The organism is Lachnoclostridium sp. An118, from assembly GCF_002160985.1.
Classification (GTDB): domain Bacteria; phylum Bacillota; class Clostridia; order Lachnospirales; family Lachnospiraceae; genus Claveliimonas; species Claveliimonas stercoravium.
The window spans coordinates 242969-262415 of sequence record NZ_NFLQ01000002.1 but is presented as its reverse complement, the minus strand read 5'-3'; the positions used below and the strand labels follow the sequence as shown (position 1 = coordinate 262415).

The window sequence follows — 19447 nt, the reverse complement described above, 5'->3', positions numbered from 1 at the left end:
CCTCCATATAGTATAATCAATTTCAAAAAGATATACAAGGAGATTTCCATGAAAATTGTCGGACTGATCACCGAGTACAATCCCTTCCACAACGGGCATTTATATCATATGAAGGAGGCAGTCAGAACTGCCGGTGCGGATGCTGTGGTCGCAGTCATGAGCGGGGATTTTGTGCAGCGGGGAGCGCCGGCGCTGCTGCCAAAGCATCTCCGGGCGCGCATGGCCCTGGAGGCCGGCGTCTCAGCCGTCATCGAGCTGCCCGTCTGGTGCGCCTGCGGCAGCGCCGAGTACTTTTCCTCCGGCGCTGTCTCTTTGCTGGACCGCCTTGGCTGTGTGGACACGGTCTGCTTTGGCAGCGAGTGCGGCGACGCCTCCCTTCTGGAGGAGGCGGCCCGGGTCACCGCCCTTGAGCCCGCGCCCTACAGATCACTCCTCAGAGAGGGACTGCGCCGCGGCCTGTCCTTTCCAAGGGCCCGGCAGCTGGCCCTCTCCTCTTTCCTGGGGAAAGAGGCGGGGTGCATCCTGGAGGAGCCCAACAATATCCTGGGGGCAGAGTATATCAAGGCCATCCTGCAGCAGGGGAGCTCCCTTGCCTTCTGCACCATCCAGCGCCGGGAATCCGGCTACCACGATCAGGAGCTGGCTGACCGCTATAGCTCTGCCACTTCCCTGCGCCGGCTCCTGCGGGAGTCCGGCTCCGCCGGCGCCCTGGACCGTCTGGACGGACAGATGCCCGCCTCCTCCCTCCGGGTCCTGCGCGGAGCATATGAGACAAGATACCCCGTGTGGTCCGACGACCTCTCTCTCCTCCTGAAATACCGCCTACTGCAGGAGACAAAGGAAAGCCTGGCAGGGTATGCGGACGTCACCCGGGAGCTGGCAAACCGCATCGTCAAAAGCCGGAATGACCTCCTCTCCTTTGACCAGTTCTGCGGTCTTCTCAAGACAAAGGAGATGACCCACTCCCGCATCAGCCGGGCGCTGCTCCACATCCTGCTGGGCATCACTGCCAGGGACATGGAACGCTTCAAGCAGGAGGGCTGCGGCTACGCCCGCCTCCTGGGCTTCCGCAGGGACGCCTCCGCCCTCCTGGGCATCATGAAAAAGAGCAGCTCCATCCCCCTCGTCACAAAGCTTCCCCGTCCCGGAGCCAAGAGCGGGACCGGCGAAGGAGAAGAGACATGGACCGGTCTGGCCCGGGATATGCTGCAGGCGGATATCCTGGCAGCGGACCTGTATGAATCCGTGGTCACAGAGAAGTTCCACCGTCCATTTATCTCTGAATACAGACAGCAGGTCGTCATCATCTGACGCCTGCCGCCCCACAGTCTGTATCCTATTCGTATTCAATGTACCTGCTGCAGGCCACCGCCATGGCCCCCGGCCCGATGTGACAGGCAACGCTCAGGGACAGGGCATCCATGTGGATGTCATAGCCGGGAAAATACTCCTCCAGCTCTCTCTTCCACTCTTCAGCCTCCTCCTCTGTACAGGTATGGGCCGCCTCAAGGTGTACTCTTTTCCCCCGGAAGCGCTCCCTGATATCCTTTTCCATCGCTTCCTTCATCACCTTTTTGGCAGACTTCAGCCCCCTCACCTTGGCAAAAGCGTCCAGCTTCTCCCCCTGGATGGTGAGCACCGGCTTTAAGTTCAGCACTGTACCCAGGGCTGCAGCCGCAGGTGTCACACGCCCGCCTTTTTTCAGGTACTTCAGCGTGTCCACTGTTATATAGATGCTGGACTCCATTTTCTCCCGCATCAGTATATCATGGATCTCCTGCCCGGATTTCCCCGCCGCAGCCAGCTCCAGGGCATCCAGAACAGCCTGGCGCTGTGTGACGGATATACGCTGGTTGTTCACCACGAACACCTTCCCATCGAAATCCCTTGCCAGCATCATCGCTGTCTCACAGGAGGTGGAAAGGCCGCTGGACATGGGGATGTGCACCACCTCATCGTACTCATCCAACAGCTCCTCCCATATTTCCATCACGTCCGCCGGGGAAGGCTGGGAGGTGGAAATATCCGCGTCTCCTGATAATTTCTCATAAAATTCCTTCTGTGTAAGTGTGATATCCTCGTAAAACAGCTGGCCGTCAATATAAAACGGCATGGGCACGACCCGGATCCCCAGCTCACGGGCCTCCTTCTGTGTAATGCCGCTGTTGCTGTCCGTCATGACCGCTACTTTCCTCATACTGAAATCTTCCCTTTCTGCTTCCCGGCCCTGTCACCGCAGAAGCTTCCCCGTCTAGTTCTTAAAGCTGTGAATGGGTGCGGGGATACGCCCTCTTCTGCTGATAAAGGCGCTGCAGTCCGCCTCGTTCACCGGAATAATGGGGGCGTACCCGAGCAGGCCGCCAAACTGGGCCGTCTCCCCCACATCCTTCCCAATGACCGGGATCAGCCGCACAGCCGTAGTCTTCTGGTTCACCATGCCGATCGCCATCTCGTCCGCGATGATGCCTGATATGGTGGCCGCGCTCGTCTTCCCGGGGATGGCGATCATATCCAGGCCCACCGAGCAGACGCAGGTCATGGCCTCCAGCTTCTCGATGGTGAGCGTTCCCGCCTGCACCGCATCGATCATGCCCTTGTCCTCGCTGACCGGTATGAAGGCGCCGCTCAGGCCGCCCACGTAAGAGGAGGCCATGACGCCGCCCTTCTTCACCTGGTCATTGAGCATGGCTAACGCCGCCGTGGTGCCCGGGGCTCCCACCTGGGAGAGGCCGATCTCCTCCAGGATCTCAGCCACGCTGTCTCCAACAGACGGCGTGGGGGCCAGGGACAGGTCGATGATGCCAAAGGGTATCCCCATCCTCCTCGAGGCTTCTCCGGCCACAAGCTGGCCCACCCTGGTGATCTTGAAGGCCGTCTTTTTGATGGTCTCGCAGAGCTCCTCAAAGCCTTTTCCTCTCACCTTCTCGATGGCATGCTTTACAACGCCGGGGCCGCTGACTCCCACGTTGATGACTGCGTCCCCCTCTGTCACGCCCAGGAAGGCGCCCGCCATAAAGGGGTTGTCGTCCGGGGCATTGCAGAACACGACAAGCTTGGCACAGCCAAGAGAATCCCGGTCCTTTGTTGCCTCGGCCGTGTCCTTCACGATCTGCCCGCAGAGGCGGACCGCATCCATGTTGATGCCCGTGCGGGTGGAGCCCACATTGACAGAGCTGCATATCCTCTCCGTGCATGCCAGCGCCTCCGGGATGGAGCGGATCAGGTCCTCGTCGCTCTTTGTCATTGCCTTGGACACAAGAGCCGAGTATCCGCCGATAAAATTCACGCCCACCTTCAGGGCCGCCCTGTCCAGAGTCTTTGCTATAGCCACAAAGTCCTCCGGGCTCTTGCAGGCGGAAGCGCCCACAAGGGCAATGGGAGTCACGGAAATCCTCTTGTTCACAATGGGAATGCCGAACTCCCTCTCTATCTCCTCACCGGTGGACACGAGCCTTTCCGCCGTCGCAGTGATCTTTTGGTATATCTTTCCGCACAGCCTGTCCAGGTCCGTGTCCACACAGTCCAGAAGGCTGATGCCCAGGGTAATGGTGCGGACATCCAGATTCTCCTCGTCTATCATCTGATTTGTCTCGTTTACTTCATATATGTTGATCATCGTCCGGTGTCCTTTCTTACAGTCTGTGCATCTTTTCAAATATCTCTGACCTCTGACAGCGGATATTCAGGCCAATGTCCTCGCCCAGCCTGCTCAGGTCCCCGGCATACACAGAGAAATCCCTGTCTGCCGCCGACACGTCCACTACCATCATCATATTGAAATATCCGTCTACGATAGTCTGGGAAATATCCAGGACATTGATGTTCGCACCCGCAAGATAATCGCACACCCTAGCGATGATGCCAACCTGGTCCTTCCCCAGAACTGTGATGATACATTTTCTCATTTTACTGTCCTCCCTGCTTTTGTCTCTTACACCGTCACCGGCTCTGACACGGCATCCCGCCCTGCCACCATGATGGGAATATCCTCCCCCCTGTACGGGTTGTCTCCCACCGTGACCTCCAGCTTCACTGTCTCATAGGCCAGCTCCGCGTAATTGTTTTCCTTGCTCAGATGCCCCAGTATGACATGCTGCAGCTTATCGTGCAGTATATCACAGAGGAGCTGTCCTGACAATTCATTCGAGAGATGTCCCTTCTCCCCCATGACCCGCCGCTTCAGCGGATAGGGATAGGGCCCCACCTCCAGCATATGTATGTCGTGATTGGCCTCCAGGAGCACCGCGTCCAGATTTTTCAGGTTCTCCACCGTATACTCGTCGTATATTCCCAGGTCCGTGGCCACGGCCACCAATCTCTCCCCGCAGGCGATCCGGTATCCGGATGGCTCGTAGGCGTCGTGGGATATGGCAAAGGGGTGGACGCACAGGTCTCCCAGAAGGAAATCCGTGTCCGTCTGTATCTCGTGGAGCAGTCCCTCGGGCATCTTTCCAAGGCTTCTGTACTCCATGATCCCCCTCAGCGTTCCCTTTGTGGCATACACCGGGATCCCGTATTTCCTGCTGAACACCCCCAGGCCCTGGATATGGTCCGAGTGCTCGTGAGTGATCAGGATACCCGACAGCTCCTCCCCCTTGATGCCCAGGGTGTGGAGTCCCTCATCGATCCGCTTTTTGCTGATGCCGGTGTCCACCAGAAGGTGGGTGTGGTCGCTGCCCACATAAATGCAGTTGCCGCTGCTGCCGCTTGCTATGCTGCATAGTCTCATCGTCTGTCATCTCTCCTGCCTGTTATTTATGTATTTTCTCTATGCCAAGCTGCGCCATGACATCATCGATCTCGCCGCAGGCCTCCTGGAAGGAGTTGCAGTTGTCGACAGCCCTGTCACAGTATGTAAAGAAGTCCGAGGAGGACATCTGGGAGTCAAAGATCCCCTGGATCTTCTCCTCGCTGTACCCCCGTGAGGCCATCAGGCGCCGTTTCCTCGTCTCCTCATCTGCATAAATATACCACACTTCATCGCACAGTGCATCATAATTTTCCTCGATAAAGAGGGCCGCCTCCAGGACGAATACCTTCGTCCCTTTTTTCTCCTCCCTCCGGATGATCTCACCGAGCTTCTCCTTCACCGCAGGGTGCACGATCTCATTCAGGATGCGGAGCTGGGCCCTGTTGGAAAAGACGATATTAGCCAGCCTTGCCCGGTCCAGTCTGCCGTCCCCGTCCAGTATGCCGCTGCCGAAATGCTCCACGATCCTTTTATAGCATCTGGTCCCCTTCTGCTGAAGTCTCCTGGCTACCTTGTCCGCCTGACAGCAGGCGGCACCGTACGTTTCCTCCAGGTACGTGAGCACCTGGCTTTTTCCTGACCCGATCCCTCCGGTAATTCCTATGATCTTCATCTTCCGTCACTCCTATTTCGCTTCATACCAGCTCATGCCGGTGTGCATATCTACCTCCAGCGGCACCTCCAGGGATGCCGCATGCTCCATTTCATCCTTCAGTATCCCCTTTACTTCCTCCAGCTCAGGCTCCCAGGCCTCCACCAGAAGCTCATCGTGGACCTGCAGCACGAGCCGGGAGCGCATGTCCCTCTCCCTAAGCTTCCTCTCCACGCCGGTCATGGCGATCTTCATGATGTCCGCCGCCGTTCCCTGGATAGGTGAATTCATGGCCACCCTCTCCCCGAAGGAGCGCTGGGCGAAATTGCTGGAGGAAAGCTCCGGCACCGGGCGCCTCCTGCCAAAGAGGGTGGTCACATAGCCCTTCTCCTTTGCCTGGGCCACCGCGTTGTCCAGGAACACCTTGATGCCCGGGTAGGTCCTGAAATACTGCTCTATATACTGCGCCGCCTCTTTCCTCGTGATGCTCAGGTCCTGGCTCAGTCCGAAGGAACTGATGCCGTAGACGATGCCGAAGTTGACCGCCTTGGCGTTCCTCCTCTGCAGGTCCGTCACCTGGTCAAAGGGCGTGTGGAACACCTGGGACGCGGTGATCCTGTGGATATCCTTCTCCTCCCGGTAGGCCTCGATGAGCTGCTGGTCTCCGGAGCAGTGGGCCAGCACCCTCAGCTCGATCTGGGAGTAGTCCGCGTCCACAAAGACGTACCCCTCCTCCGGCACGAACACCTTCCGTATCAGCCTGCCCAGCTCCATCCGCACCGGGATGTTCTGCAGGTTGGGCTCCGTGCTGCTGATCCTCCCCGTGGCGGTGATGGTCTGGTTGAACTTCCCGTGTATCCTGCCGTCTTCCCCTATGAAAGCGGCGAGCCCGTCGGCGTAGGTGGACTTCAGCTTGGCCAGCTGGCGGTACTCCAGTATCTTTGCCACAAAGGGGTGCTCCGGCGCCAGCTTTTCCAGCACGTCCGCCGCCGTGGAGTAGCCGGTCTTCGTCTTCTTGCCCCCCTTCAGCCCCATCTTCTCAAAGAGGATCACTCCCAGCTGCTTGGGAGAGTTGATGTTGAACACCTCCCCCGACTCCTGGTAGATCTCCTTCTCCAGTTCTCCGATCCGAACTGCCAGCCTGTCGCCGTAATCCTTCAGCTCAGCAGCCTCCACCTTCACCCCGTTCCTCTCCATGTCAAACAGGGTGAACACGAGGGGCATCTCTATCTCCCTAAAGAGCCGGAGCATCCCCTCCTCCTTGAGCTTATCGGCGAGGATGGGCTGGGATTTCCAGGCACAGTAGGCCTCATAGCAGGCCCTCACCTCATCCTCCTTCTTCTCGTCCAGGAGCAGGGAGAGCTGCTCTCTTGCCACGTCCTCAAAGGAGTAGTCGCTCTTTAACGGATTGAGAAGGTAGGCTGCTATGATCCCGTCAAAGCAGTTGTCCTGACGGCCCGGTGTGAAACAGTCCATAGCCTCCTTCAGCCCGAAGACAGCAAAGCATCCTGCCTCGCCTGCGGCCTCTCCCAGCCTGTCCAGGATTTCCTCCGCCGAAAGCCCCTCCCCGGCGCAGATGCAGCAGATCTCCTCCTCGCCAAAGCAGAGGGCAACGCCTCCCGCCTTTGCCTGGGCGGCAAAGAGAGGAAGCACGCCTTCCGCGTTTTTCAGGATAGCGGCGCCCAGCCTCTCCGCCCTCCGGGCCCGCTCAAAGGCCTTCTCCGCCTCCGCTTTTGTACGGATCACATGGAAGTGGTCCTCCACCTCGTTTTTGGGGCTCTCCACCTCAAATCTTCCCAGGAGGTTCTTAAACTGAAGGCGCTGAAAAAGGGGATACGCCTGCTCGGTAAAGATATTTCCAAGCTTTGCCCCCTCCATATCATAGTCGATATCCGCATCCACGCAGATGGTGGCAAGAGTCTTGCTCATGACCGCCATGTCCCAGTGCTCCTTCAGGGAATTGGACGCTCTGGGGGGCTTCAGCTCCTCCACATGTTCATGGGCGTTTTCTATAGAATGGTACTCTGATATGATCTTCGCCGCAGTCTTCTCACCGATGCCGGGGACCCCGGGGATATTGTCGGAGGCATCCCCCATCAGGGCTTTCATATCGATAAACTCACGGGGCGTCACGCCGTACTTTTCCTGCACGTCCGCCGCGTAGTAGTCCTCTATTTCCGTTCCTCCCCGCTTTGTCTTGGGGATACGTATCTTAATGTGGTCCGTGGCAAGCTGGAGCAGATCCCTGTCTCCGCTGATGACAGATACCTCCATCCCGGAGGCCTCGCATCGCCCCGCGATGGTCCCCAGGAGGTCGTCCGCCTCCAGGCCCGCCTTCTCGATGACGCTGATCCCCATTGCCTTGAGGACCTCCTTCATCACCGGCACCTGCTGGCGCAGCTCCTCCGCCATAGGCTTTCTCGTCCCCTTGTAGTCCGCATACATCTCGTGGCGGAAGGTGGGGGCATGCACATCAAATGCCACCGTCAGATACTGCGGCTGCTCCTCCTCCAGTATCTTCAGCATGATATTCAGGAATCCGTAGACAGCGTTCGTGTGGAGCCCCTCGGCGTTGGTCAGGTCCGGAAGCCCGAAAAATGCCCGGTTCAATATACTGTGTCCATCGATCAATACTATTTTTTCAGCCATTTTTTCTCTCCATTTTTCTGTCAGCCCTGTCTGTTCAGGCACTGCTGTTATTTACTATACAACAAACCGACCGCTTTTGAAAGGCATAACTCAAAAAATGATTGTAATCCACTTTTCCATATGATATAATCTATTTCAGTCTTGGTCTGTCCAGGGCGTATAGATCGTGCCGCTGTGGCGGAATTGGCAGACGCATACGACTCAAAATCGTACGGGAAACCATATGGGTTCGAGTCCCATCAGCGGCAGGCGCAGACTCAGCTCTCCAGCTTTTGGCTGGAGAGCTTTTTTCTTGTCTCCCTTCCGTAAACGGTTTAAAGCGCCAGGACCGGCACCTGCCGGAACTGACGCTCCCCGATCAGGGATTTTTTACTTCCCTTTTCATCTCTATTCAGTTTTCTCTCATTGCTCCATTTTTCCAATCCTGCCGACGCTTCTAGCCCTTCTGTTTCTTCGCATCATGGAAGAACATGACTGCACAGATCACCATGACAACGCAGACAAGATATGTAAGCACTGTCAGAGGCAGCGATGTCACGATAAATCCGGCAATGAGAACGCCGATAGCACCTGTGATGATCATGGGTATCGTGGAAGCACGGTTGTATTTTCCCTCTTTTATAAACGTGATCCCACAGGCCGGGCAGAGGTATGCGCAGGAGCCCATCATGACAGGAAATGCCACGTCCGCGCTCATGCCTAACAGAAGCACGATCGCCATACAGGGGGCGTAAAGTCCGATGCCGGCCGTCATCAGGATGCCGAGGATGAAATTGGCGACCACGCCCACGACGAGCATGCCTCCCTCCAGGCCTCTGGCTGTCCCGAGAATACCGAAAGGACCTACCGCATTGATCTTGCACAGGGTGATAGCGGCCACGATGATAAGCGCAACACCCATGACAACCCGGATTTTCATGATATCGAGCTTGGAGATGATCTTTGCGCCGAGGATGGAGCCGATGATGGCAGCCGCGATCATGAGAACAAGAGTCAGAGAATCCATCTCGATGCGGGTCATCGTGATGGTCGCCTCAACACAGATAGGAATGCCGAACGCAACATTCAGCGTCCCGGGGATCAGGTCGTCCCTGACAGACTTGTTAAATTTCCACGCTGATGTGGCGATAGCATAGCTTCCGATGCCCAGAGTATCAAAAAAGTTTGCTATTATACTGATGATCGAATTGTAACCCAGCTTGGTCTTATCCAGCTCATCCTTGTGGGCGAGGACATCCTTCACCAGCACCACGAAGAATACAGCGGCAAAGATCCACATGATGATAAGTAATATGGTTGCAGCACTCATAATTATCCCTCCTGAAACCCTTTGTGCATCAAGCACATTTTTTATAATAAATATTATAGTTTTTTGTTAAAAATGTGTCAACAAATTTTTGCATTTCTTTATATATTATTGTATATTTGGCAGAATATACAGAGCACTCACCCCATTACTCTCTTTATTTCCTTGAAAAAGCGCTCCATTGTCAGTTTCTTGCGCGGCAAAAAGGACAGACCCGACTTGGTTCTGTCCTTTTCGTATGGTATATATCCTCTCACCTGCGATCCTACAGATTGTCTGCCGGGAACAGGATGAGGTCCAGCTCTGTCAGGTCGTCCTCGTTGATAGAGTACATGTTGTCGCTCAGCTCCACATGTACCTCCACTGTCTGAGCCTCCCCGTAGGTGGGTTCTGCCACCCTCTGCACCAGGATGTCGTACATCTTCTGGAAGACCATCTCGTTGATCTCATCCTGGCTTGGGAGCTGAGAGATGTCAGTGATGTTCGCCATCTCCGCCTCAACTGCGCTCATGACCTCATCCTGAAGGCCGTCAAACGCTGTGAATGGCTCTGCGCTCACCTCAACCACAAAGCCGTCATCTTCTCCCTCTGTGGCGCTGCCCACCTCATATTTCGCCTGGGCCAGCATATCCTGGAAGAGCTGGCGGTAGCTGGCGGACAGCTCTTCCGACAGCCCGGCGTCTGTAAAGCCGCCCATGGACATGATATTGTCCAGGTTCTCGTCAAAAAGCTGCTGTGCTTCCTCCTCCGTGGAGTCAGTCTGCTCCGTATACTCTGAAAAGTCCGCTTTGTAACTGGCGTCCAGGACTGACTGCACATAGGTTTTCGCATCATCGGTGGTCATGCCTCCACAGGCCGTGAGAGCCAGCATCATCATGGCGGCAAGGATCACTGAAAGAATTCTTTTTTTCGTTTTCATATTCATTTCCTCCTCTTTTCAAGTAGACTCTTTATAGACAGTTTACAGCAAAATGGAGGAATTGTCTATCTATTTTACCAGATTTTTACCAATTTCGAAACAATCAAAGGTGGCAAAGTAGTCTTTCGGAGTCTCCGCTCTCCTGATGAGCTGTGTACTGCCATCCTCCCTGAGAAGGACCTCTGCAGAGCGCAGCTTTCCGTTGTAGTTGTAGCCCATGGAGAAGCCGTGGGCTCCCGCGTCGTGGATCACCAGCAGGTCACCGATATCAATCTTCGGAAGATGCCTGTCAACGGCAAACTTGTCATTGTTCTCGCACAGGGATCCGGTCACGTCGTAGACATGGTCGCAGGGCTCGCTCTCCTTACCCATCACGGTGATGTGGTGGTAAGCGCCGTATATGGCCGGGCGCATCAGGTTGGCAGCACAGGCATCCACGCCAATATACTCCTTGTAGGTGTGCTTCTCATGGATCGCTCTTGTCACGAGGCATCCATAGGGCCCCAGCATAAACCTGCCGAGCTCTGTGTAGAGGGCCACGTCCCCCATGCCGGCCGGCACGAGGAGCTCCTCATACACCTTCCGCACGCCCTCTCCGATGACCCGGATATCGTTGGGCTCCTGGTCCGGCTTGTAGGGAATGCCGATGCCGCCGGAAAGATTGATAAATTTAATGTGGGCCCCCGTCTCCTTTTGCAGCCGCACTGCCAGCTCAAAGAGCACTCTCGCCAGCATTGGATAGTACTCGTTCGTCACCGTGTTGCTGGCCAGGAAAGCGTGGATGCCGAACTCCTTAGCTCCTTTCGCCTTCAGGATCTTAAACGCCTCAAATATCTGCTCGGTCGTCATCCCATATTTGGCGTCTCCGGGGTTGTCCATGATATCGTTGCTTATCTTGAAGATGCCGCCCGGATTGTAACGGCAGCTGATCGTCTCCGGGATATGTCCGAGAGCCCTCTCCAGGAATTCGATGTGGGTGATATCATCCAGGTTGATGATGGCCCCCAGTCTGTCAGCGAGCCGGAAGTCCTCCGCCGGTGTGTCGTTGGAGGAGAACATGATATCTTCCCCGGTTGCGCCGACGGCCTCCGAGAGCATCAGCTCCGTGTAGGAGGAGCAGTCACAGCCGCAGCCGTAGTCCTGCAGGATTTTTATAAGAAACGGGTTGGGAGTCGCCTTTACCGCAAAATACTCCCTGTACCCTTTATTCCAGGCAAAAGCCTCCTTTAAAGCCTTTGCATTTTCTCTGATACCCTTCTCGTCGTAGAGATGAAAGGGAGTCGGGTACTCCCGCGCGATCTCCTCCAGCTTTTCCTTTGTCACAAATGGTTTCTTCGTCATCACTTTTCTCCTTTCCTGTATTTCAACAGTTCGATCTCATTTGCCAGCGCCCGCTTATAGAGCTCCACAAAATTCTTCTGTCCAGAATAGAGACAGGTGTTCCTGCTGTCAGGGCCCATCTCTCCGGTGAGGGCAGAGCGGGAATCCACGATGACTCCGATCTGGTTGCCCTCCTGCATATCCGGATAGACCTTAACCTGCTCCCCCTCGAGGGGAAATCCTCCGTCCGTGAGGAGGACCGTCTTCTTCCCCGCCCCGGCAAGGGCCGCAAGCTCCTTCTCAAAGAGGGTCAGCCGTCCGCAGGCACAGACCACATAGGCTCTCTCCCGGGCTGTAGACAGGAGGTGCTTGACCTTGTCCACGATGTTCTGCTCTCCCTCGATGGTGATGTACCCCTCCTCCACGGCTCTCTTCTCGGGGGCATTTCTTTTGAGCCACTCCTCTGTATCCTGCAGCTTCCTGATCCTGTTGCTACAGAATTCCTCCACATCCACAGCCACATATTTACGCGTATGGCCCTCCTCCAGCAGGCGGGCTCCCCCCTTGTCAGCCAGGGATGCCAGCCCTCCGTAGGCGTTGGAGCGGGAGATGCCCGTCAGCTTGGCCGCCTCATAGCCGCTGCACTTTCCCTCGTCCAGCAGGCAGTAGTACAGCGTGGCCTCCTGCCTTGTGAGCCCGAATTCCATCAGCCGATCCGTGTAGGCCGCATGTTCCATAAAACCGCCTCTTTCTTAGTAGTTCTTTACAGAAACACTATAGTACACCCGGGAGTGGTTGTCAATGACATTCTTTGCATTCCCCCATCCCGCCCGCCGGCTTCTCCTCTCAGGCACCACCAAGAAAGCCGGCAGGGAGCACGCCCCTGCCGGCTGTATCATTTTCTTTATTCGATGACCGCGATCCGCATCATGTTGCTGGCGCCCTCGCGTCCTCTGTCTGTATTCCTTGACGGAAGTCCCGCCGTCAGCACGACCACGTCCCCTGTCTCAGCAAGCTGTTTTGCACAGACAAGCTCGATGGCGCTGGAGCAGATATCCTCCGTGGAGTTGAACTGGATAGACTTCATAGGGCAGACTCCCCAGTAGATCTGCATCCTGCGCAGAGTCCGCTCGTCCGGCGTCACACCGATGATAGGTGTTCTCGGCTTGAACTTGGACACTACTCTTGCCGTAGCTCCGGATACAGAGGGAGTGATGATGCATTTTGCTCCCAGGTTGTAGGCTGTGGTGACGGAGGCATGTCCTATAGCTGTTGAAATGCCCTTCATCCGATGCTCCTCAGCCTTTCTCAGCATCATGTCGTAATCCAGATGGTCCTCCGTGTTGCACACGATATGTACCATCATCTGGAGCGCCTCCACCGGATACTTGCCCTGGGCCGTCTCGCCGGAGAGCATGACCGCGTCGGTCCCGTCGTACACCGCATTGGCCACGTCTGTCACCTCCGCTCTTGTGGGGCGCGGATTGCGGATCATGGAGTCCAGCATCTGAGTGGCTGTGATGACCGGCTTGTAATAGTAATTGCATTTCTGGATGATCATCTTCTGGAGATAGGGAACCTCCTCCGCCGGGATCTCCACGCCCAGGTCTCCTCTGGCAACCATGATGCCGTCCGCGCAGCGGATGATCTCGTCAATGTTCTTAATTCCCTCGGCATTTTCAATCTTGGCAATGATAGGTGTGTAGGGAGCGCCGCACTCATTTAAGAAAGCGCGGATCTCCACAATGCACTCTGCGTTGCGGACAAAGGAGGCTGCGATAAAATCAACGCCCTGCTCCACGCCGAATCGCAGGTCCTCCCTGTCTTTATCTGTAATGGCCGGAAGCCGCACCGGAACATTAGGCACATTGACGCCCTTACGCTCTCCCAGCTCGCCGCCGTTCTCGATGACACAGACGATCTTTTTCTCCGACTTGCCGGTAACTTTCAGCTCGATCAGACCGTCGTCGATGAGGATCCTGCTTCCCACAGACACGTCGTCCACAAGTCCGGGATAGCTGATGGAAACGCCGTTCTCATCTCCCACTGTCTCCTCCGCTGTCAGCGTAAATTTCCCGCCTGTCTGAAGCTGTACTTTCTTACCATCTTTCAGCAGGCCGGTACGGATCTCCGGTCCTTTTGTATCAAGAAGAATCGCAACCGGTCTGTTTTCCTCATCGCGGATCTTCTTGAGCATGTCCATTCTCATTTTCTGTTCCTGGTGGTCGCCGTGAGAAAAATTGAAACGGGCAATATCCATGCCGTTTTTCACAAGCTCTCTCATCAGGTTCTCATCATTTGTATTCGGTCCCATGGTACAAATGATCTTTGTTTTTTTCATACTCATTTCTCTTCATTCCTCCACTTCTTCACTCATCTGACTCATTTCATTTCTATCTGACCGGGCGCCGGATGCGCCTCCGTAAATGTCTGCTGTCTATTTCACATGGATGTGTGTAAACAGATGATCCTGGCAGTACTCATAATTTCCATTGCACTTGGAACAGTATCTGAACTCCAGTGCCGGATCATCCAGCTCTGTCCTTCCGCACACGGCACAGCGGTGCCGGGCGCCGCCTGCATAGTGGTGCTCCGGGCGCATCCTCTGCTGGAACTGTCTCTTTCTCCTCTGCTGCTTGGGAGAAAAACGGTGCATATTCCTGGAGCCCAGGAAAAATATGACAAAGTTGAGGATGGACACAGCCGCCGCAATGGCATTGGACTGGTAGACAACCCCGAACACGCCTCCGCCATAAGCCGGAAGGAAGGCCTGCACAATGGTATAAAGGAAATACAGTCCGTCCAGCCAGCCCAGCCATTTCGCCTTCACCGGGATCATGAAAAACAGATAGAACTGCATATCCGGATAGATGGCGGCAAAAGCCAGGAAAAGCGACATATTCAGATACCATGTCCCCAGCGGGAAGGATACTCCTGTTATAAAGTAGGCCGCAAAGGCCGCGATCACATGGAAGAGCATTCCTGCAAAGAAATACAGGTTAAAACGGAATGCGCCCCATGTGCGTTCCAGCTCCCTGCCCAGCATATAGTAGAGATAGAGGGCAAAGACCATGAAGATATAGCTGCTCTGGGGCGGCTGTATGATAAAGGTCACGACCCGCCAGAGCTGTCCGTGCAGGATGGCGCCTACATCCAGAGAAAGATACTGATAATAAAAGGAGGGGGCAAAAAGCTGGATGACCAGTCCCACAACATATAGTATGATAATATAATACATCAGATTATGGATGGCAAATCTGCCAAATCTGCGCTCCAGTTTGTCAAGCCAGCTCATAAAAAGAATACCTGCCTCCCGCGTTTGTAGAATTTAGTAAATACTGTAGTTCATTCTACCGTTTCAGTATGCTTTTGTCAATTATAGCACTTAAGTTTTACGGTTATTTAATATTTCTATTACATTTGTTAATTGTCATTTTTCCTATTTTGTCGTATAATGTTACAGGCTGAAAAGCCGTTTTATTTTTTAATAGGAAAGAACCCAAATATTTCCAGGCGGGAGGTCTCCTCCCCATAGATTTTAAGATTGCAGATCAAGGAGTACATAATATGAGCCAACAGGAATTATTTACCCTGGGAATCGACATCGGTTCCACGACCGTAAAGATCGCTGTTCTGGATGACCAGAACGATGTCGTATTCTCAGACTACGAGAGACATTTTGCAAACATCCAGGAGACGCTCTCCGATCTTCTGGGAAGGGCCATCTACAAGCTGGGATCCATCCGGGTTTCCCCTGTCATCACAGGGTCCGGCGGCCTTACACTGGCAAAGCATCTGGGCGTGCCCTTTGTCCAGGAAGTAGTGGCTGTATCCACAGCGCTGCAGGACTATGCGCCCCAGACAGACGTGGCCATCGAGCTTGGCGGCGAGGATGCAAAGATCATCTACTTTGAGGGCGGCAGCATTGAGCAGCGCATGAACGGCGTGTGTGCCGGCGGTACCGGCTCCTTCATCGACCAGATGGCTTCCCTGCTCCAGACAGACGCCTCCGGTCTCAACGAGTACGCAAAGAATTACAAGGCCCTCTACTCCATCGCTGCCCGCTGCGGCGTGTTTGCCAAGTCTGACATCCAGCCTCTGATCAATGAAGGTGCCTCCAGGGAAGATCTGGCCGCCTCCATCTTCCAGGCTGTTGTCAACCAGACCATCAGCGGACTGGCCTGCGGAAAACCCATCCGGGGACATGTGGCATTTCTGGGCGGCCCCTTGCACTTCCTGGATCAGCTCCGGGATGCTTTCGTCCGCACGCTGAATCTGGACGATGAGCACACCATCGCTCCAAACCACTCACATCTTTTTGCAGCCATCGGATCCGCTCTGAACTCCACAAAGGAACCGGTTGTCCCTATCCGGGAGCTGCAGGAGCGTCTGGCCAGAAGGATCCAGATGGAATTTGAGGTGGAGAGGATGGAGCCCCTGTTCGCCTCCGAGGCGGAGTACAACGCGTTCATTTCCCGCCACGCGAAACACCAGGTTCCGGTAAAGGACCTGGCTACATATAAAGGCAAGGCATTCCTGGGCATCGATGCCGGTTCCACCACCACAAAGGCGGCCCTTGTAGGGGAGGACGGAACGCTTCTCTACTCCTTCTACCACAACAACGAGGGAGACCCCCTGGGGACCACCATCACTGCCATCAAGGATATCTACAGCCAGCTCCCGGAGGACGTAGAGATCGTCCACTCCTGCTCCACCGGCTACGGAGAGGCCCTTATCAAGGCTGCCCTTATGCTGGATGAGGGCGAGGTAGAGACAGTGGCTCACTACTACGCCGCTTCCTTCTTCGAGCCGGATGTGGACTGCATCCTGGACATCGGCGGACAGGACATGAAATGCATCAAGATCAAAAACCAGACCATAGACAGCGTGCAGCTCAACGAGGCCTGCTCCTCCGGCTGCGGCTCCTTCATCGAGACGTTCGCAAAATCTCTGAACTACACTGTGGAGGATTTCGCCCAGGAGGCCCTCTTTGCCCACAACCCCATTGACCTGGGAACACGCTGCACGGTATTTATGAACTCCAAGGTAAAACAGGCCCAGAAGGAGGGCGCGGAGGTTTCCGACATCTCCGCAGGTCTTGCCTACTCTGTCATAAAGAACGCCCTCTTCAAGGTGATCAAGGTGTCTGACGCCTCTGAGCTTGGAAAGCACATTGTTGTCCAGGGAGGGACTTTCTACAACAATGCCGTGCTCCGCAGCTTTGAGAAGATCGCAGACTGCGAGGCTGTCCGCCCGGACATCGCCGGCATCATGGGCGCCTTCGGCGCCGCCCTGATCGCCAGGGAGCGGTACGTGGACTGCGAGGGCACAACCATGCTCTCCATTGAGGATATTGAAAATCTGGAATACCGCACAACAATGACCAAGTGCAAAGGCTGCACCAACAACTGCCGTCTGACCATCAACCATTTCAGCGGCAACAGAAAATTCATCACAGGAAACAGATGCGAGAAGGGACTTGGAAAAGAGAAGAAGAAAAATACGCTCCCCAACCTTTTTGAGTACAAGAGCCAGCGCTATTTCGGCTACATCCCTCTCTCAGAGGAGGATGCAAAGCGCGGCGTCATCGGTATCCCGAGAGTGCTGAACATGTACGACAACTATCCCTTCTGGTTCACCTTTTTCACAGCTCTTGGCTTCCGGGTGGTGCTCTCGCCGGCCTCCACAAGGAAGATCTACGAGCTGGGCATCGAGTCCATCCCCAGCGAGTCCGAGTGTTACCCGGCCAAGCTGGCCCACGGACATGTACAGTGGCTTATTGAACAGGGGATCCAGCACATCTTCTACCCGTCCGTCCCCTACGAGCGGAACGAGTTTGAGGAGGCAAACAACCATTACAACTGTCCGATCGTCACCTCCTACCCGGAGAACATCAAGAACAATATGGATCCCATCGTGAACGGGGAAGTGGACTTCATGCACCCCTTCCTCTCCTTCGCCAGCGAGGAGACGCTTTCCTCACGGCTCATTGAAGAGCTGGGAGAGAAATTCTCCATTTCTGCATCCGAGATCAGGGACGCGGTCCACAAAGCCTGGGTCGAGCTGGAGGAATGCAGGGATGACATGCGCAAAAAGGGCGAGGAGACCGTGGCGTTCCTGGATAAGACAGGAAACCGGGGCATCGTCCTGGCAGGGCGCCCCTACCACATTGACCCGGAGGTCAACCACGGCATACCGGAGCTCATCAACTCCTACAATATCGCCGTCCTGACAGAGGACTCCGTCTCCCACCTGCACCAGGTGGAGCGGCCCTTAAATGTCATGGACCAGTGGATGTACCACTCCCGCCTCTACGCGGCGGCAAACTTTGTGAAGACAAAGGATAACCTGGACCTTATCCAGCTGAACTCCTTTGGCTGCGGTCTGGACGCTGTCACCACCGACCAGGTGGCGGACATCCTCACCGGCTCTGACAAGATCTACACCTCCCTGAAGATCGACGAGGTCAACAACCTGGGAGCCGCAAGAATCCGTATCCGCTCCCTGCTGGCCGCCATCCGTGTGCGCGAGCAGAGAAACCAGAAGAGGGAGCTCCACTCCTCTGCCATCACCAAAGTACCATTCACAAAGGAGATGCGCGGGGACTACACCATCCTCTGCCCGCAGATGTCACCCATCCACTTTGAGCTGCTGGAGCCTGCCTTCAACGCTTCCGGCTACCATGTGGAGGTGCTGCCCAACGACAACAAGCAGGCCGTGGATGTGGGACTGAAATACGTAAATAACGATGCCTGCTATCCGTCTCTCATGGTGGTAGGCCAGATCATGGAGGCCATCTTATCCGGCAAGTATGACACAAATAAGATCGCTGTCATCATCAGCCAGACAGGAGGCGGATGCCGTGCCTCCAACTACATCGGATTTATCCGCCGGGCCCTCAAAAAAGCGGGCTATGAGCATATTCCGGTCATCTCCATCAACTTAAGCGGCCTGGAGGGAAACCCGGGATTTAAGATCACCCCCATGCTTGCGCTGCGTGGCATTTACGCCGCCGTGTTCGGCGATATCTTCATGAAGTGCATCTACCGTCTGCGACCCTACGAGGCTGTAAAAGGCTCCGTGGAGGCCATGCACCGGAAATGGGTAAAGGTATGCTCGGACTTTGTATCCCAGGGCTATCCTTCCAGGCGGAGGTTCAAGAAGCTCTGCCGGGATATCATCCAGGACTTTGACAACAACATCGAACTTCTGGATGTAAAGAAACCAAGAGTCGGCGTGGTGGGCGAGATCCTCGTCAAGTTCCTGCCGGCCGCCAACAACCATCTGGTAGACCTTTTGGAGAGCGAGGGCGCGGAGGCTGTTGTGCCAGACCTCATCGACTTCCTCCTTTACTGCTTCTATAACCAGAACTTCAAGGTGGAGAAGCTGGGATTTGCTAAATCGAAAGCTATTGTGGGAAATCTGGGCATCAGGGCACTGGAGTGGTTCCGCTCCCCGGCCAGCAAAGCCTTTAAGGAGAGTAAACACTTTGACCCGCCGGCTGACATCCGCGACCTTGGCCGCATGGCTTCGGAAATCGTGTCGCTCGGAAACCAGACCGGCGAGGGCTGGTTCCTGACCGGAGAGATGCTGGAGCTGATCCACAGCGGTGCCACCAACATCGTCTGCACGCAGCCCTTCGCCTGCCTGCCAAACCACGTGGTAGGAAAGGGCGTTATCAAGGAGCTGCGCCGCCGCTATCCGCTGGCAAATATCGTTGCCATCGACTACGACCCGGGCGCCAGCGAAGTCAACCAGCTGAACCGCATCAAGCTGATGCTGTCCACAGCCAACAAGAACCTGGATAAAGCGGAAAACAGGGAAGAGATGGCTGTATAGCAGGACAGGACTGCAAAAAACGGCCGTTTGCCTCCCCAGTAAAAAACAGAAGTGAGGTATCTCCTGGAACGG

The 19447-nt window shown here is 55.3% G+C and carries 14 protein-coding genes and 1 tRNA gene; 3 read left to right on the top strand and 12 right to left on the bottom strand.

What is annotated here, in order from left to right; translation table 11 throughout:
• Nucleotides 1–48 precede the first annotated feature (48 nt).
• Complete coding sequence (locus tag B5E62_RS02940) at nucleotides 49–1311, top strand: nucleotidyltransferase (protein ID WP_087173239.1); 1263 nt, start codon at nucleotides 49–51, stop codon at nucleotides 1309–1311.
• Between the two features lie 25 nt (nucleotides 1312–1336).
• On the opposite strand, the gene B5E62_RS02935 is transcribed toward B5E62_RS02940, so the two are convergent.
• Genes B5E62_RS02935 through polA form a run of 6 tightly spaced genes read right to left on the bottom strand, consistent with a single transcriptional unit; the run spans nucleotide 1337 to nucleotide 7991 of the window.
• Complete coding sequence (locus B5E62_RS02935) at nucleotides 1337–2197, bottom strand: DegV family protein (RefSeq protein ID WP_087173238.1); 861 nt, start codon at nucleotides 2195–2197, stop codon at nucleotides 1337–1339.
• A 54-nt stretch (nucleotides 2198–2251) separates the two neighbouring features.
• Nucleotides 2252–3616, bottom strand: coding sequence for a PFL family protein (locus B5E62_RS02930; RefSeq protein WP_087173237.1), 1365 nt, complete (start codon nucleotides 3614–3616; stop codon nucleotides 2252–2254).
• A gap of 16 nt (nucleotides 3617–3632) precedes the next feature.
• Nucleotides 3633–3905, bottom strand: a complete 273-nt coding sequence (locus tag B5E62_RS02925) for an ACT domain-containing protein (protein WP_087173236.1) — start codon at nucleotides 3903–3905, stop codon at nucleotides 3633–3635.
• A 26-nt stretch (nucleotides 3906–3931) separates the two neighbouring features.
• On the bottom strand, nucleotides 3932–4729 hold the full coding sequence (locus tag B5E62_RS02920; protein ID WP_087173235.1) for an MBL fold metallo-hydrolase: 798 nt from the start codon (nucleotides 4727–4729) through the stop codon (nucleotides 3932–3934).
• Nucleotides 4730–4751: 22 nt separating this feature from the next.
• Complete coding sequence (gene coaE / locus B5E62_RS02915; protein ID WP_087173234.1) at nucleotides 4752–5363, bottom strand: dephospho-CoA kinase; 612 nt, start codon at nucleotides 5361–5363, stop codon at nucleotides 4752–4754.
• A 12-nt stretch (nucleotides 5364–5375) separates the two neighbouring features.
• Entirely contained in the window at nucleotides 5376–7991 is a 2616-nt protein-coding gene (polA, locus tag B5E62_RS02910; protein WP_087173233.1) for a DNA polymerase I, read from the bottom strand.
• 168 nt (nucleotides 7992–8159) lie between these two features.
• On the opposite strand from polA, the gene B5E62_RS02905 reads away from it, so the two are divergent.
• A tRNA-Leu gene (locus tag B5E62_RS02905) sits at nucleotides 8160–8239 on the top strand.
• A 188-nt stretch (nucleotides 8240–8427) separates the two neighbouring features.
• On the opposite strand, the gene B5E62_RS02900 is transcribed toward B5E62_RS02905, so the two are convergent.
• From B5E62_RS02900 to B5E62_RS02875, 6 genes are all read right to left on the bottom strand, one after another.
• Complete coding sequence (locus B5E62_RS02900) at nucleotides 8428–9300, bottom strand: sulfite exporter TauE/SafE family protein (RefSeq protein WP_087173232.1); 873 nt, start codon at nucleotides 9298–9300, stop codon at nucleotides 8428–8430.
• A gap of 262 nt (nucleotides 9301–9562) precedes the next feature.
• Nucleotides 9563–10216: a YgdI/YgdR family lipoprotein gene (locus tag B5E62_RS02895; RefSeq protein WP_242957695.1), complete on the bottom strand. Its 654-nt coding sequence runs from the start codon at nucleotides 10214–10216 to the stop codon at nucleotides 9563–9565.
• Nucleotides 10217–10285: 69 nt separating this feature from the next.
• Nucleotides 10286–11557 carry a diaminopimelate decarboxylase gene (locus B5E62_RS02890; protein WP_087173231.1) on the bottom strand — a complete coding sequence of 424 codons (1272 nt, stop codon included), beginning with the start codon at nucleotides 11555–11557 and terminating at the stop codon, nucleotides 10286–10288.
• On the bottom strand, nucleotides 11557–12273 hold the full coding sequence (locus tag B5E62_RS02885; protein WP_087173230.1) for a TrmB family transcriptional regulator: 717 nt from the start codon (nucleotides 12271–12273) through the stop codon (nucleotides 11557–11559). The genes B5E62_RS02890 and B5E62_RS02885 overlap by 1 nt, the downstream gene beginning before the upstream one ends.
• A gap of 167 nt (nucleotides 12274–12440) precedes the next feature.
• Nucleotides 12441–13877: a pyruvate kinase gene (gene pyk / locus B5E62_RS02880; protein ID WP_087173229.1), complete on the bottom strand. Its 1437-nt coding sequence runs from the start codon at nucleotides 13875–13877 to the stop codon at nucleotides 12441–12443.
• Between the two features lie 96 nt (nucleotides 13878–13973).
• Nucleotides 13974–14831: a hypothetical protein gene (locus B5E62_RS02875; RefSeq protein ID WP_087173228.1), complete on the bottom strand. Its 858-nt coding sequence runs from the start codon at nucleotides 14829–14831 to the stop codon at nucleotides 13974–13976.
• Between the two features lie 272 nt (nucleotides 14832–15103).
• Between B5E62_RS02875 and B5E62_RS02870 the strand changes: the two genes are divergently transcribed.
• Nucleotides 15104–19375, top strand: coding sequence for a 2-hydroxyacyl-CoA dehydratase (locus tag B5E62_RS02870; protein WP_087173227.1), 4272 nt, complete (start codon nucleotides 15104–15106; stop codon nucleotides 19373–19375).
• Nucleotides 19376–19447: the final 72 nt, after the last annotated feature.

Coding starts and splice junctions, on each gene's coding strand:
- B5E62_RS02930 (WP_087173237.1), bottom strand. CDS start 3,616: ATGATCAACATATATGAAGTAAACGAGACAAATCAGATGATAGACGAG.
- B5E62_RS02920 (WP_087173235.1), bottom strand. CDS start 4,729: ATGAGACTATGCAGCATAGCAAGCGGCAGCAGCGGCAACTGCATTTAT.
- polA (WP_087173233.1), bottom strand. CDS start 7,991: ATGGCTGAAAAAATAGTATTGATCGATGGACACAGTATATTGAACCGG.
- pyk (WP_087173229.1), bottom strand. CDS start 13,877: ATGAAAAAAACAAAGATCATTTGTACCATGGGACCGAATACAAATGAT.
- B5E62_RS02940 (WP_087173239.1), top strand. CDS start 49: ATGAAAATTGTCGGACTGATCACCGAGTACAATCCCTTCCACAACGGG.
- B5E62_RS02935 (WP_087173238.1), bottom strand. CDS start 2,197: ATGAGGAAAGTAGCGGTCATGACGGACAGCAACAGCGGCATTACACAG.
- B5E62_RS02895 (WP_242957695.1), bottom strand. CDS start 10,216: ATGAAAACGAAAAAAAGAATTCTTTCAGTGATCCTTGCCGCCATGATG.
- B5E62_RS02885 (WP_087173230.1), bottom strand. CDS start 12,273: ATGGAACATGCGGCCTACACGGATCGGCTGATGGAATTCGGGCTCACA.
- B5E62_RS02925 (WP_087173236.1), bottom strand. CDS start 3,905: ATGAGAAAATGTATCATCACAGTTCTGGGGAAGGACCAGGTTGGCATC.
- B5E62_RS02870 (WP_087173227.1), top strand. CDS start 15,104: ATGAGCCAACAGGAATTATTTACCCTGGGAATCGACATCGGTTCCACG.
- B5E62_RS02875 (WP_087173228.1), bottom strand. CDS start 14,831: ATGAGCTGGCTTGACAAACTGGAGCGCAGATTTGGCAGATTTGCCATC.
- B5E62_RS02900 (WP_087173232.1), bottom strand. CDS start 9,300: ATGAGTGCTGCAACCATATTACTTATCATCATGTGGATCTTTGCCGCT.
- B5E62_RS02890 (WP_087173231.1), bottom strand. CDS start 11,557: ATGACGAAGAAACCATTTGTGACAAAGGAAAAGCTGGAGGAGATCGCG.
- coaE (WP_087173234.1), bottom strand. CDS start 5,363: ATGAAGATCATAGGAATTACCGGAGGGATCGGGTCAGGAAAAAGCCAG.